This window comes from Terriglobia bacterium (assembly GCA_020072845.1).
Taxonomy (GTDB): domain Bacteria; phylum Acidobacteriota; class Terriglobia; order Terriglobales; family Acidobacteriaceae; genus JAIQGF01.
The window spans coordinates 172,112-186,786 of sequence record JAIQGF010000007.1; the positions used below are offsets into that span (position 1 = coordinate 172,112).

Sequence of the window (14,675 nt, forward strand, 5' to 3'; positions counted from 1 at the left end):
CCGTTTACCCTCGAATGCCAGGTGCGACCAAGGCTGCAAAGCACATTCAGGAGAGAGCGCAGATCTTGGAAACGAGCCCGCGTCTCCCGCGCACGCCGTCTACTTTCGCGCTATCATCCAGCCGATAAGCCCTCCGACGATCACTCCAAAAAAGAAGGTGGCGGCCATGGTTTCTGCAGGGTGACGCTTCACGCGCTGGGTCGCATCGTCCATCAGTTCCTCAGCCGCATCGCCGCTCCGTCTCACGGCACGCTTGATCACCCCTACACCCTCGTCAATCGCGTCTGCCATCGCAGAGGTTGCGCGTGTAAGTTTGTGGATCGATTCCGCGACCTGCACGTCGGCTTTTTCGAATACAGACTCTGCCATAAACCGTTACCTCCTATACGGAGCTACATCCTTACCCGATGTTATCGTACTCCTCAATGCGCTCTCGGGTTGAGTCTGTTGTTTCCGGATACAGGCGACTGGCCGGACTCCCGGCTGCCGATTGCGTGGGTCGGGTGAGGCACGACTTCAGTCGTGCTGAGACGGCGCGGGTGCAGTCGCGCTAACGCTTTCCGAAGCGGAAGACGACTCCCGCGGATAACCGCAAATTATGCTGGTGGTTGGTGGCGCCGTTGGGAAATTCTGTGAAAAACCAATCGGCCTGGAAAGCGCGGATAGCAAAATGCCGGCTGATATTTACATCCAGCCCCCCGCTCAGGGCCATGGCAAAGGCGTTGCGCGCCGACGGCGGGGCCGATCCTTCGCGAAAAGTGCGCGTGTAGACTGTGCCCCCCGCGTGGCCGCCGCCGAACAGTGCCTGTGCAAAGGGTGTGAAACGCTCGCTCCGGCGATAGGAAAAACGGGGCCCGAAAACGAAGGGAAAGACGCTGAGCGAGTCGCCTGAGTTGCGCACGTTCCCGGTGTAATAGCCGCCGAAATCGCCGACCAGACTCAGCCATTGGTTCACGCCGACGGCTGCCGAAACGCTGCCGCCGTTCATGTTGAAGCAACAGCCCCCGGCGACCACGGTTCTGGCGCGCACGTAGGTATAGTCGAGGGCGACCTCCACTTGCGGCGTGATGTTGGCAGGCGCAGCACTCTGCGCGGCCACGGGCACCACGGCAAGGAGCATGCCAGCCAGCCCTAACCGGATTCTGTGCATCGAGCATCCTCCTGGACCGCCGAATCCCTACTGCACCGTCAGCGAAACGGTGGTGGTCCGCTGCAACGTGCCGGAAGTCGCTACCACGGTCACCGTGTAGGTGCCAGCAGGCGTGCCCTGCACGCCAGCGCTTCTCGCCGGGAAGCCGGTGCCTACGGCCCCACAGCCGGCGATGTAGCCCACCATGAGGACCAGCATGCCGAAGGCTGCGATCCGCGCTGGGGCAAACTTCGGCGCGCGTTTTGAGAAAGAAGCCAGTGACATCGCGATCATCGCCAACAGGGCCAGCACGGCCGCCGGCAGGACCCCGAGCGGCAGGCCGAACCCTCCACCACTGCCGACGCTGGCGGCCGTGGTTGGCCGGGCTGTCGTCGTGATCCCCAGCCCGAACGGCGTGTTCCCGGAATCGGCGGGCAGGGACGGTGGGTTGAACGCGCAGGCCGAGTTCGCCGGCAGGTTCTGACAGGAAAACGTTGTTGGATTGACCGACTTATCCGCAATCGCGACGAAGTTGAGCGTGTAGTTCGCGGTGCCGCCGGCTGCGACCGCCTGGGTTCCCGTGGCGGAGGCTACGCTGAAGTCCACGTTGGTCATCGCGAACGCGGCCGACGTTGCCACTCCCGGCACGGTGGCATTCACGTTGTAGCTGCCGGAGGCCGAGTTGGCGGTGAACGTGGCCGAGGTGGCCACGCCGCTGGCGTTGGTCACCGCCGTATTCACGCCTCCTGCGAAGGTGCCGCTGGCCCCGCTGCCCGGCGCCGTGAAGGTCACGGTCACACCCGGAACAAGGTTGCCATCGCTGTCTCTCACGGTCACCTGCAGCGGCAAGGCAAAAGCTGTAGTGACGGCCGCGCGTTGCCCCGAACCGCCGTTGGCCGCAACCGAGCTTGCCGGTCCCGGAGTGTTGGTGAGCGAATAGTTCGCCGGCGTTGCGATGCCGGTCACCGTTCCTGTCGCCGTGTAAGGCCCACCCACCGTACCGTTGGCGGTGAGCGTAGGCGAGGTGGCCGTGCCGGTGGCGTCAGTCACCACTTGAACCGATAGCACTCCACCGGGGAAGGTTGCGCTCGGTCCGCTGCTCGGCACCGTGAACGTCACTGTCACACCGGGAACAGGAGTCCCACCGCTGTCCTTAACCGTCGCCTGCAACGGCAACGGAAATGCGGTGTGGATCATCGTGCTCTGCGACCCGCTGCCGTTTCCGCCGGTGCTGATCGTCGCCCCGGAGCTCAGTGTGTTGGTGAGCGAGTAGTTGGCCGGCGTCTCGATTCCGGTCACCGTTCCTGTCGCCGTGTACGGACCGCCCACCGTGCCGTTGGCGGTGAGCGTAGGCGAGGTAGCCGTGCCGGTGGCGTCGGTCGTCACTTGGACCGACAGCACCCCTCCTGGGAAGGTCCCACTGGGTCCGGTGTCTGGCACCGTAAAGGTGATGGTCACGCCGGGAACGCCGACGCCACCGCTATCCTTCACTACCGCTTGCAGCGGCAACGGAAAAGCGGTGTGGATGGGCGTGCTCTGCGTACCGCTGCCGTTTCCCCCGGTGCTGATCGCCGCCCCGGCGCTCAGCGTGTTGGTGAGAGAGTAGTTTGCCGGCGTTGCAATGCCCGTCACCGTGCCCGTCGCGAGGTAGGAGCCGACCGTGCCGTTGGCGGTCAGCGTAGGAGCAGTAGCTACGCCGCTGTCATCAGTCGTCACTTGAATCGAGAGCACTGCTCCGGGGAAGGTTGCGCTCGCTCCGCTGTCGGGTGCGGTGAACGTCACCGTCACGCCGGGAACAGGGGTTCCATCGATGTCTTTCACCGTCGCTTGCAGCGGCAAAGGAAAAGCGGTGTGGATGGGCGTGCTCTGCGATCCGCTGCCGCCGCCCGCGGTGATGGTTGCGCCCGCGCTCAATGTGTTGGTCAGCGAATAGTTCGCCGTTAGAGGGCCCGTCCCTGCCCCGTTCGCGCGGTACGAGCCCACCGTGACGCTGGCGCTGCGGGGAGATTCAGGTGCGCCGCCATCCGCCACTGTCCCCGTTCCGAGGTACGAGCCCACCGTGCCGTTGGCGGTGAGCGTAGGCGAGGTGGCCGTGCCGGTGGCGTCAGTCGTCACTTGAACGGAGAGCACTCCGCCGGGGAAGGTCCCACTCGGTCCGCTGCCCGGCACTGTGAATGTCACTGCCACGCCGGGGACACCGTTGCCGGCACTGTCCTTTACTATTGCTTGCAACGGCAGCGGAAAAGCGGTGTGAATAGGCGTGCTCTGCGATCCGCTGCCGCCGCCTGCGGTGATGGTGGCCGGCGCTCCCACTTCAGCAGCGAAATGTCGGTCTCAGTGCTGAAACCATTTTCGGAAATATCGGTGCGGCCAGCCCGAAGGCACACGAAGACTATTTGAAAGGCCGGTTCTTTTGGAACCAGCGCACCCAGGCGGGCTACCTGAAGGCGATTGAATACTTCCAGCAAGCGGTAACCGCAGACCCACAGTTCGCACCAGCGTACGCCGGGCTGGCGGATGCCAATGCTTTGTTGGGTTCGTTGCCCGGCGCAGCAATCCCGCGCGAGACGGCAATGCCCAAAGCCAAAGATGCGGCGCTGACGGCGTTGCGCCTGGATGACTCGCTGGCCGACGCGCACACCTCACTGGCTTTCGTCAAAATGCATTACGAATGGAAGTTTGCGGAAGCGGAACAGGAGTTCAAGCGCGCCCTTGCGCTGAACCCAAATTATTCCGTCGCTCACCAATGGTATGCATTTGATCTCGTCGCTCTTGGCAGGACCGAGGACGCGGTAGCGGAAATGAAGCGGGCACTGGAAAGCGACCCGCTTTCACCCATCATCAACACTGATTTAGCAGAGATGCTCTACTTCGACCACAGGTATGACGAAGCCCTGAAGCAGGCCCGCGCCACGGCTGATCTGCATCCTAACTTTTCCATGGTTCACCGCATGCTGGAGCGCATTTACAACCAAAAGCATCTGTTTGCCCAAGCCATTGCTGAAGGCCGGCGCGCGGTGGCGCTCAATCAAGATGATGTCTGGATGTTGTGTGAGCTGGCGCTCACCTACGCCCTGGCGGGCAAAAACTCAGAAATGCAAGCCTGCTTGAAAAAGGCTGCCCGTATGAGCCGGGGCGGTGTTTTGCCTGACGAAGTCATCGTTATCGAAATTTATGGCAATCTGGGCGAAAAAGACCTGGCTTTCAGGTCCATGGAGCAGGCATATCGCAGCCACGTTGGTGGATTTATCCTGCTCAATGCGGAACCCTACCTTGACAGTTTAAGATCCGATCCGCGTTTCCAACAGTTTGTCCGTCGTGTGGGCCTCCCCTAAATCTGATCAGAAGCGACCATGTCCTGCTTAGCCAAGTTCCAGGCAGTATGCAAGTTGTCGAACTGATTGTTCAAGTCGTGAAGGACGACCGGCGCTTCCACCTGCTGTCTTGCCGCTGCGTCGGCGCCTGCCAAACCTCGACCGAGGTCCCGCGCTCCGAGCGGCCGGTCGAGCCCTTCGCTCGGCCCACCCGCACGGCGCCATTGCTTAATCCCACCGGGGTGTGCACACTGGGATTCGCAACCATGACTATTTCGAAGATGTTGCAGGAAATCCGGCAACAACCCGCCGTACTGGAACGCACCCTGAAGGCCGAGCTGCCGGGCGGCAACCGCTTGCGGCGCCTGTTCGAGAAGAAGAAGCCGCGGCTGATCGTGCTGGTGGCGCGAGGAACCTCGGACAATGCCGCACAGTTCGGGCGCTATCTGCTGGAGATCATGACCGGCATTCCGGTGTCGCTGGCGGCGCCGTCCATTTACACGCTGTACCACGCATCGGTGAACCTGCATGACACGCTGGTGGTGGCGATTTCGCAGTCGGGCGAATCAACGGACACGAACCTGGTGCTGACCGAGGCGAACCAGCAACACGCCATGACGGTGGGGATCACGAATGAGGCGTCGAGCACACTGGCCAAGCTTGCCGATCACGTGTTCCTGGTCGGGGCAGGAAAAGAGAAAAGCGTGCCGGCGACCAAGACGTACACCGGCCAGTTGCTGATGCTGTATCTGCTGGCGCACGCCCTCGGTGGCGCGATTGATCTAGACAAATTGCGGCGCGTGCCGGAGTGGGCCGGCGCGGCGTTGAAGATGGAAACAGAAATCGCCGAGCGCGCTGAGCGCTATCGCTTCATGGACCAGGCATTGGTCGTTGGGCGCGGGCTGAATTATTCAAACGCATTTGAATTTGCGCTCAAATTGATGGAGACATGTTATGTGGTGGCGGAGCGGTTTTCTTCCGCCGATCTCCTCCATGGTCCGATCGCGATGCTGGAGGCGGCGTTTCCGGTCTTCCTGTTTGCCCCGCCGGGCGTGACTTGGACCGGCCTGGCACAGTTGCTGGAGCGGCTGGTTCAGATCCGGGCAGAAATGCTGATGATCACCGATCAGAGCCAGCGGGCAGCGGTCGAGAGGTTCGGCTCCGGCAGGCTCAGCAATCACATTCTCATTCCGCTTGATTTGGCGGCGAGCCGCGGGCCGCGAGATCTATACACACCGATTCCCTACATTATTCCAGCGCAATTGTTCGCGGCGTCGCTCGCCGAGGTGAAAGGGCTGGATCCGGATCGTCCGCGTGCGCTCAAAAAGATTACCCAGACGGTGTAACGCGCATGCGGGGGGCCTAGGCCAGAATGGGAATGGGTTTGATGGGGCGCAAATGTAAGTGAAATTTCTCCTTGAAAGCGTCCCACATGCTAGGCGTAGAATAACCCGCCTGTTTTCCAATGCAAGCTTGTGCTCCGACGCGAAGTTCGGAGATTGCTGATCCGCCACAAAGGTGGACCGCCGTGCTCTTCAACCTTGGTTTGGGAGGCGATATGAGGCACAAAGTAATGAGTGGAGGAATTTTACCGTTCAAGATCACGTCGGTGTGTTTGCTCGCCGTGCTGCTCTGTTGTTCCGGGGCATGGGCGCAGGTGAACACGGGGCTGATCGCCGGAACGGTGAAAGATGCCAGCGGAGCGGTGGTCCCGAACGCTACGGTCACTCTGACTAACACCGATACCAACGTTGTTGTGCGAACTGTCAAGACCGGGGGAGGAGGAGAATTTACCGCCCCGTTGCTGCCGATCGGGCACTACTCATTGTCGGTCGAGGCTGGAGGCTTCCAGAAATCCACGCAAACTGGCATCGTGCTCAACGCCGGGGACAAGCTGACGTTCTATCCCGAACTGAAGGTGGGCTCGACCTCGCAACAGGTGACGGTGCAAGCCGCCCCCTTCCAGGTGGAAATGCAGTCGGCGCAGGCGGCGGGCCTGGTGACAGGGACGCAGGTGCGGGAGCTGTCTCTGAACGGCCGCAACTGGGAACAACTGGTCACCCTGACACCCGGAGTGTCCGCCAGCAACGATTCCGACGTGATGTACGTGGGAGCCTTCGCCCCCCAGGGCACGAACCTGATCACGTTCTCCATGAATGGGGGTAGGCGCGAAGAGAACAACTACATGATTGACGGCGCCGACAACATAGATCGCGGCAGCAATCTGACGCTGCTGGCTTTCCCCAGCGTTGACGCGATTGCGGAATTCCGCGTCATTCGCGGCCAGTACGATCCGGAATACGGGCGGGCGGCGAGCGGACAGGTGAACGTGATCACCCGCTCCGGCACCAGTTCGCTGCACGGCGGCGTCTACGAGTTCTGGCGCAACGACGCCCTCAATGCCCGGCCCTTCGCCAACAAGTACCCGACCATCCTGCCGCACATTCCCTACCTGCGGTATCACGATTTCGGGGGGACGATCGGCGGCCCGGTCTGGATCCCCAAGATTTACGAAAAGAAAAACAAGACCTTCTTTTTCTTCTCCGAAGAAGCGCGTCGCAACATCAATTACGTTTCGACATTTTCGGATGTGCCGACCGCGGGCATGTTCCAGGGTCAATTCGCCCACCCGGTATGCGTGGCCTTTAACGCCAACAACACATGCGCCACGACCGGCAACTCGATAACGGCGTTCGATCCCATCGCGCAGGCCTACCTGAAGGACATCTACTCGCATTATCCGCCGCAGCCGAACGCGGCTACCGCGGGCGATCCCTTTGGATACACTGCCACCCTGCAGGCGATTTTCAATTTCCGGGAAGAGCTCGTAAAGATTGACCACGTATTCGGCCCAAAGCTGAGCGTATCCGGAAAGCTGCTCCGCGACACCATTCCCACGCAGGAACCGGGAGCCTTGTTCTCCAGCGGTCCGGCGGTGGCGGGTATCGGAACGACCTCGACCAATTCCCCCGGCCACAACTACACGGTCAGCGCCACCATCACCTTGAGTCCGACACTCCTGATCGAGTCCGGATACGCCTACTCCTATGGCGCCATCATCAGCAACCCGATCGGCTTGATGAACACGGCGAACTCTCCCGATGTCGCCGCCGCAGTCAAGCTGCCGTTTGCGTCAACCCTACCCCGCATTCCGAATCTGACGTTCGCCGGCGTCTCCGTCACTAGTGGGTTCACCACCGGTCCGGGCAGCTACGGGCCTTATGGCGATTTCAACCGCAATCACACCGTTTTCGGCAATGTCACGAAAATTGCGGGCAACCACACGATCAAGTTCGGCGCGACCTACTACCACTACAACAAGCAGGAAAACAACGCCAGCAGCAACGCCGGATCGTTCGCCATGAACAACAATGGAGTGCCCACCGGTTCGTTCTCCTTCGAGCAGGCGTGGGCCAATTTCCTGTTGGGGCGCGTGGGCACCTTCAGCCAGACTTCGTTCGACCTCACCGCCAACATCATGGACAATCAATTCGAGTATTACGTTCAGGATACCTGGCGCGTGAAGCCGAACTTCAGCTTAACCTATGGCATCCGCCACTCGTTCTTCCGGCAACCGACGGACGCCAACGGATTGCTGGGTCAGTTCGATCCTGCATTCTATGATCCGGCCAAAGCGCCGTGTGTGCTGTCGAACGGCAACCTGGATACGAGCCTGAATGCCAGCGGGCAGATCGTCAGCGCCTGCAACCCCAACTTCAGCCCCTTCAATGGCTACATCTTCGCCCACCCACCCGCCGGCGGGACCAAGTCGCCCTATGGCGACAAGCTGGGTAAGGAATATAACCGCGGCATCGCTCCGCGGATCGGTTTTGCCTGGGACCCGTGGTCGAATGGGAAGACCTCCATTCGGGCGGGTTTCGGAATGTTCTATGACAACGGCCAGGAGTTCGGAAACGCCGAGAATGACGTTTTTCTCGGCACCGGATTTGTGACCAGCCTCTCCGTTACCAACGCCACCATGCAGAATCCCACGGGTGGAACGCGCAGCTTTTCGCCCGCCGCGGCGCAGCTCCAAAGCCGCGTCCCGATCGACTACAAGTACCCCTACACCACGCAGTGGAGCCTCGACGTACAGCGTCAAGTGGGACATGGCTGGTTGGTGGATGTCGGATACTACGGCAACTCAGGCATTCACCTGCCGGGATTTATTGACATCAACCAGCCGGCGCCGAACGCCTATCTGGCGTGCAACGCCACCACTCCGTGCCATAGCGGGCCGAACACCATCAGCTTCACGCATAACGTGAATGGCGTGCCCACGACGGTGGTTGATACCAGCAACACGAGCCTGCTGAATGTAGTTCGGCCGTACATCGGATGGGCCGGCGGCAACGGGTTCCGCGAGATCTACACCTCCAACTACAACGCCTTGCAAGCCCAACTGCAGAAGCAGTTCTCGGCCAACACGCTCATCAATGTCGCTTACACCTGGTCGCACTGCCTCACTACCTACCAGGCCGATCGCACCACCGGCAGCATCATGCCGGTGCAAGGCGATCTTGCGGCGAATTACGGGCCCTGCGTAGCTGATCGCCGCCACGTACTGACGGGCAGTTTCGTTTGGGACCTGCCGTGGCTGCGCGCCCAGCAGGGATTCATCGGGCACGTCCTGGGCGGCTGGGAGATTTCGGGAATCCAGACCTTCCAGACCGGAATTCCCGCGACCGTCGCTGCCAACCAGTTGATCGATCCGACGGGAGCGGATTGCCTTGGCCCATCACCATGCGTGCTCCGAGCCAACCAGGTCGGCAATCCGAATAGCGGCCAGCCTCAGTCTTACGAGAACTGGTTCAATGCAGCCGCCTTTACGAACCCGGTGGCCGGCCAGGCTACGCCTCCCTCGGAAAGACCGGGTGCGCTCCGTCTCCCCGGCTACTGGCGCACCGATATGTCGGTTTTCAAGAACATAAAATTTACCGAGCGTCTCGGCGGCCAGGTACGTTTGGAGACCTTCAATACGTTCAACCACCTCAACCCCATCTGCTGCGCCTCATTCACAACCAGCAGCGGCAGCTACAACAAAATTCGCTCGGCGCGCGATCCTCGAACCATGCAGGTCGGCATGAAGCTGAATTTCTGAGTCGCGTTCGTGGAAACATGAGGGGCCTGCCTGTGCAGGCCCCCCTTTTTTTTGCGGCGCACCGGGTCACACCCGCTCCGCTGCTATATTGACGTGATCCTTCCATGGTTCAGGACTTGTATGCGTAGATCATCCGCAATTTTGTTGCTGCTCTGCGCGCTCGCGCCGCCGGTCGCCGCGCAGGAGCTCAAGCTGATTCCCGAACCGCGCGAGGTACAGCGCAAGAGCGGCAGGTTTGAGGTCGGTGCGGCCACTCGTATCGTGGTCGGCGCCAAGCACGCGGGCGAAGATCGCGTCGCCGCCGAAACCATCGCCGCGGAGATTGAAAACGCCACCGGGCGCAAGCTGCGCATTACCGCCGGCGCACTGCCTTCCGGCGCCGGCCTGATTTACCTGGCGCGTACCGACGAGCCCGGAGTCGCCCGGCGCCTGCAAGCCGCCAACCTGCAAATTCCCGACGACTTCGACGAAGAAGGCTACGTGCTCGACGCCACGCCGTCGAGCATTCTGATCGTCGCGCGCACTGGTTCGGGCGTGTTCTACGGCGCACAGACGCTGCGGCAGATGCTGCTTCCCGCCGCCGGGGACCCGAAAAAGCTGAGCGTGCCTGCGGTGGCGATCCGCGACTGGCCGGCGATGCGCTGGCGCGGCGTCCATGATGACATCAGCCGCGGCCCCATTCCCACGCTCGAGTACATGAAAAAAGAGGTGCGGACACTGGCCGAGTACAAGATGAACCTGTTCTCGCTCTACATGGAGCACGTCTTCGACTACGCCAGCCAGCCGCTGGTCGCGCCCCACGAGGCGGCGATCACGCCGGAGCAGGTCAAGGAACTGGTCGCCTACGCCAGGCGTTACCACGTCACCGTCATGCCCGAACAGGAGCCCTTCGGGCACCTGCACCACGTGCTCAAGTACGAGCTGTATCAGGACATCGCCGAAACGCCGCACGGGCACGTCATCACGCCGACGAACCCCCGGAGCTTCGAATTTGTGCGCAGCATGTTCGCCGAGCTGGCGCAGGCATTTCCCTCCCCGCTCTTCCACATCTGCGCCGACGAGACCTTCGAGCTCGGCCAGGGGCGCACCCAGGAACTGGCGCAGAAGGAAGGTCTCGGGAAGGTCTACCTCGACGACATCATCCAGCTCTACGAAATCATGAAGCCGTACCACAAGCGGCTGCTGTTCTGGGCCGATGTTGCGGAGAAGTATCCGCAACTGCTGGGCGCTCTGCCCAAGGACATGATCGCCAACGCGTGGGGATATGATGCGCGTCCCGACTTCACCTCGAAGATCAAGCCGTTCCGCGATACCGGCCTCGACGTCTTCGTTTCGCCGGGATCGAACTCCTGGAATCGAGTCTGGCCGGACCTCGACGTGGCCTTCGTCAACGTGCGCAATTTCGTGCGCGACGGCCAGAAGCTCGGCGCGATGGGAATGCTGAACACCACCTGGGACGACGATGGCGAGGCGTTCTTCGGCTCGACTTGGGCCGCGCTGGTGCTGGGCGCCGCGGCCTCGTGGCAGCCCGGCGAAGTGGACATCCAGAGAGTCCTTGCCAACTACGACTGGGCGTTCTACCGCAACCACCAGGACAACACGTTTCGCGACGTCATCCTGAACCTGAACACGACCAACGCGCTGCTCAAGCAGGCCGGCGCCGGCGCCGCGTCGAACGACATGTTCTGGATCGATCCGTTCACGCCCGAGGGCGCGCGCTTGGTCGGGCGGACCCTGCCGGTCATGCACGACCTGCGAATCGCAGCGGAGAACGCGCTGGTCGCGCTCTACAAGAATGCGCCGAAAGCGCGCCTGCACGCCGACACGCTCGACTACATGGTTGTTGCCGCCATGCGGCTCGATCTGCTCGGCATGAAGGTGCAGTTTGCCGATGAGATCAACCGCTGCTACCGCGACGCCCAACAGGCGCATCAGGAAGCGGCGCAGAACCCGGCGGCGCGTGGGCGCATCAACCGCGACATCGCCCAAATCACCGGAACCAACGGACGCCTGCAGGACTTGCGCGACGCCACCACGCGCGCGGAAAAGTTTTATTCGGACCTGTGGCTGAAGGAGAGCCGGCCGTACTGGCTGGCGAACGTGCAGGTCCGGTACGACCACCTGGCGGACCTGTATACGGCAAAGATCCAAGCGGTCAAGGCGGCAAAAGCGAATGCGCAAGACACCGGCGTGATGACGCCGGCGGAAGAGTTGGGGTTCTACAACCCGGTGCCCCCGCCTCCGCCGCAGCCGAAGCCGGGCACTCCCGCACCGCCAACGTCGTCGCCAACAATCACGCCGCCTGCGCAGCCGCCGGCACAGATGCCGAGCGCGCAACCTCCAGCGTCGGGCTCTGCGTCCGCGAGATAAAGCGCTAACATTGATCTACGATCGGAGACCGCGATGGAACCGTTCCGCTTTCATCTTTTCGTCTGCACGCAGCAAAAGCCAGAAGGCGTCCCCTCCTGCCCGGCCAGCGGGTCGTTCGCTGTGCTCGACGCGCTCGACCGCGAGATAGGGGCGCGCGGCCTCCACAGCGATGTGCAACTCACCACCTGCGGCTGCATGGGACTGTGTGATGAAGGTCCAGTGATAGTCGTCTATCCCGCAGGGGTGTGGTACCGGCGTGTGCAACCGGCCGATGTAGGCGAAATCGTCGGTGCGCATCTGCGGGACGGCAAGCCCGTCGATCGTCTCCTATGGAACGATGCGCTGGCGATGAAGGCCATGTCGGTCGAGCATGGGGAGAAGTTCCGTGACGCGATGGCGGCCCGCGACAAAGCAGGGACGCTGCCGGATCGCCTCGATCAGATGATCCGCGGCTACATGCCGAGTCGCTGCATTCTTACGGCGCTTGAACTCGACATCTTTACCGCCGTCGGGGACGGGGCCAATGCCCAACAGATCGGGACCAAGATCCACGCGAATGTCCGCGCGGCAGGTATGCTGCTCAACGCGCTGGTCGCTCTCGGGCTACTCTCGAAGAGCGGCGACGCTTACAAGAACACGCCCGAGTCAGCACGCTTCTTTGTTCAGGGCTCCAAGGACAACCACCGCAATGGTCTGCTGCACACCGCCAACATCTGGCATCGCTGGAGCACGCTGACCGACGCCGTGCGCCAGGGTACCCGCACCGCCGTGCGCGACAAGAGCCCCGAATGGACACACAACTTCATTGCCGGCATGCAGCGCATCGCCAAGGATCGCGCCCCACTTGTGGTGAAGACCCTGGGCACAGCCGGGGTTCGCCGCATCCTCGATCTCGGCGGCGGCTCCGGCGCCTACTCCATCGCCTTCGCCAAGGCTTCTCCCGATGTGCAGTGCGAGATCCTTGACATCCCGGAGGTCGTGCCGCTCGCCGCCGAATATGTCAGCAAGGCCGGTGTCTCAGCGCAAGTCAGCCTTCGCGCTGGAGACATGCTGCATGACGATTTTGGCTCCGGCTACGACCTCATCATGCTGAACGCGATCTGCCACATGTTTTCCGAGGAGCAGAACCGGGACATCTTCCGCCGGGCCCGCCAGGCACTGGCGCCGAACGGCCGCCTCGTCGTGCAAGACTTCATCCTCAATCCCGACAAAACCGCGCCGCAACAGGCGGCACTGTTCTCCCTGAACATGCTCGTCGGCACCGACGCCGGCGCCAGTTACAGCGAGCTCGAGTACACCCGCTGGATGAAGGATGCGGGGTTCACCGAGGTAGGCCGGATCAACCTGCCCGGGCCGAGCGACCTGATGGTGGGTCTGGTGAAATAGGGCTGCCCATACTTCCGGATAGCCCGTTACTCGGGAACCATCGTCCAAGCGTCAGGAATGGCGACAAGTCTGCCATTGCCCTCTCGAATCGCCTGAATTTCTGATCGGAAACATGCCGTCCGCGCGACATTACCGGCCGGCAAACCGGTATCCAGCGCCACGAACCGTCAGCAAGTAAGCCGGGGAGCGAGGATCATCTTCGATTTTTGCGCGGATTTTGCTGATGAACGCGTCCACCGCGCGCGGGCTGGATTCAAATACGTCGCTGCCGATGGTGCGCAAAATTCGCTCGCGACTGAAAACTCGCCCTGGCGACCGGGCCAGCATTTCCAGAATGCGGAACTCAACCGTGGTCAGAGTCTTTTCTACACCGCGAACGCGGAGCAACATAGCCGCAGTGTCGATTTCAAGATCCCCGAATCTCAGGATTGCCGGGTCGTCGCCCTGCTTGCGCAGAGCGGCCTTGACACGAGCCACCAATTCCCGAGGACTGAAAGGTTTCGTGATGTAGTCGTCGCCGCCGCACTCGAAGCCGAGGATGCGATCGTCTTCCGAACCCTTCGCGGTCACAAAAATGATCGGGGTCTTGCTGAATTCCGGCATGCTGCGGAGGCGCTGGCAAAATTCAAGCCCGTCCTCGCCCGGCACCATGATGTCGAGCAGAAACAGAGATGGTGGTTGAATTCTTGCCTTGGCCAGAGCCGACAGTACGTTCGTGAAGGGCTCGGCGATGTATCCCGCGGTTTGCAGGTTGGTGCGAATCAGCCGATTCACGTCCGGGTCATCTTCAACGACGAAGACGGTTTGTCGTGGTTGGACCTGGGTCATTTAGCGTAGCCCCCGTGCGCGAGGCGGCCCGCTATTCTGCTCCGCCAGATATGCACGGAGCATCTGTTGCGTCAGGCACCACTGCAGCGTAGCGGCGCCCGCGCGCCTCTTTACAACCTTAGCTACTGCGCCCGTATTCAGATGAATGCCGGCGCGCCCGCTGCTGTTGCTGATCAGTTTTCCGATGAATTCGGCGAGCTTGAGATTGTGCCCGATCAGCAAGGCGGAATCGGCGTTTCGCATCCCGGAGAGCAGTTCGAGGAACCGTTCGTAGGTGCCGTCCGGCCGCAATGCCGGCGCGCGCGCAATCCGGCCTTGATAACCGGTTTGTTGGGCAATGATGGCGGCAGATTCGGACGCTCGCCGCAGTGGGCTGGAGACAATTGTGTCGAATCGGATGCCAAGCGCCGCCAGAAGCTTGCCGATCAGCTCGCATTGCCGCCGCCCTTCTCGATCGAGCCCGCGCGCGGCGTCCGCCTGTGGATGTGGTCTGGGGGCGCCGGCGCTTCCGTGTCTCACGAAATACAAGTTCATGCAACCACGCCCG

General features: G+C 61.7%; 10 protein-coding genes. 5 read left to right on the forward strand and 5 right to left on the reverse strand.

Annotation, left to right across the window (positions count from 1 at the left end):
* Positions 1-99: 99 nt before the first annotated feature.
* The 3 genes from LAN70_07180 to LAN70_07190 all read right to left on the reverse strand — a co-directional run bounded on the left by LAN70_07180 (position 100) and on the right by LAN70_07190 (position 3,316).
* Complete coding sequence (locus tag LAN70_07180) at positions 100-369, reverse strand: hypothetical protein (protein ID MBZ5510938.1); 270 nt, start codon at positions 367-369, stop codon at positions 100-102.
* Between the two features lie 181 nt (positions 370-550).
* The gene (locus tag LAN70_07185) at positions 551-1,150 is read right to left on the reverse strand and encodes a hypothetical protein (protein MBZ5510939.1); all 600 of its coding nucleotides are present in this window, start codon (positions 1,148-1,150) and stop codon (positions 551-553) included.
* 27 nt (positions 1,151-1,177) lie between these two features.
* Positions 1,178-3,316, reverse strand: a complete 2,139-nt coding sequence (locus tag LAN70_07190; protein MBZ5510940.1) for a hypothetical protein — start codon at positions 3,314-3,316, stop codon at positions 1,178-1,180.
* Positions 3,317-3,525: 209 nt separating this feature from the next.
* Between LAN70_07190 and LAN70_07195 the strand changes: the two genes are divergently transcribed.
* From LAN70_07195 to LAN70_07215, 5 genes are all read left to right on the forward strand, one after another.
* Entirely contained in the window at positions 3,526-4,464 is a 939-nt protein-coding gene (locus LAN70_07195) for a tetratricopeptide repeat protein (protein ID MBZ5510941.1), read from the forward strand.
* A gap of 251 nt (positions 4,465-4,715) precedes the next feature.
* Entirely contained in the window at positions 4,716-5,789 is a 1,074-nt protein-coding gene (locus LAN70_07200) for an SIS domain-containing protein (GenBank protein ID MBZ5510942.1), read from the forward strand.
* A 212-nt stretch (positions 5,790-6,001) separates the two neighbouring features.
* Entirely contained in the window at positions 6,002-9,544 is a 3,543-nt protein-coding gene (locus LAN70_07205) for a carboxypeptidase regulatory-like domain-containing protein (protein ID MBZ5510943.1), read from the forward strand.
* 120 nt (positions 9,545-9,664) lie between these two features.
* Positions 9,665-11,914, forward strand: coding sequence for a beta-N-acetylhexosaminidase (locus LAN70_07210; GenBank protein MBZ5510944.1), 2,250 nt, complete (start codon positions 9,665-9,667; stop codon positions 11,912-11,914).
* A 33-nt stretch (positions 11,915-11,947) separates the two neighbouring features.
* A complete protein-coding gene (locus LAN70_07215; protein MBZ5510945.1) occupies positions 11,948-13,300 on the forward strand; it encodes a methyltransferase in 1,353 nt (450 codons plus the stop codon).
* A gap of 129 nt (positions 13,301-13,429) precedes the next feature.
* Here the strand turns inward: LAN70_07215 and LAN70_07220 are convergent, their stop codons facing one another.
* Complete coding sequence (locus LAN70_07220) at positions 13,430-14,128, reverse strand: response regulator transcription factor (protein MBZ5510946.1); 699 nt, start codon at positions 14,126-14,128, stop codon at positions 13,430-13,432.
* Positions 14,129-14,662 (reverse strand): histidine phosphatase family protein, encoded by a 534-nt coding sequence (locus tag LAN70_07225; GenBank protein ID MBZ5510947.1) that lies wholly within the window; start codon positions 14,660-14,662, stop codon positions 14,129-14,131.
* Positions 14,663-14,675 lie beyond the last annotated feature (13 nt).

Coding starts and splice junctions, on each gene's coding strand:
- LAN70_07180 (MBZ5510938.1), bottom strand. CDS start 369: ATGGCAGAGTCTGTATTCGAAAAAGCCGACGTGCAGGTCGCGGAATCG.
- LAN70_07185 (MBZ5510939.1), bottom strand. CDS start 1,150: ATGCACAGAATCCGGTTAGGGCTGGCTGGCATGCTCCTTGCCGTGGTG.
- LAN70_07205 (MBZ5510943.1), top strand. CDS start 6,002: ATGAGGCACAAAGTAATGAGTGGAGGAATTTTACCGTTCAAGATCACG.
- LAN70_07210 (MBZ5510944.1), top strand. CDS start 9,665: ATGCGTAGATCATCCGCAATTTTGTTGCTGCTCTGCGCGCTCGCGCCG.
- LAN70_07215 (MBZ5510945.1), top strand. CDS start 11,948: ATGGAACCGTTCCGCTTTCATCTTTTCGTCTGCACGCAGCAAAAGCCA.
- LAN70_07220 (MBZ5510946.1), bottom strand. CDS start 14,128: ATGACCCAGGTCCAACCACGACAAACCGTCTTCGTCGTTGAAGATGAC.
- LAN70_07225 (MBZ5510947.1), bottom strand. CDS start 14,662: ATGAACTTGTATTTCGTGAGACACGGAAGCGCCGGCGCCCCCAGACCA.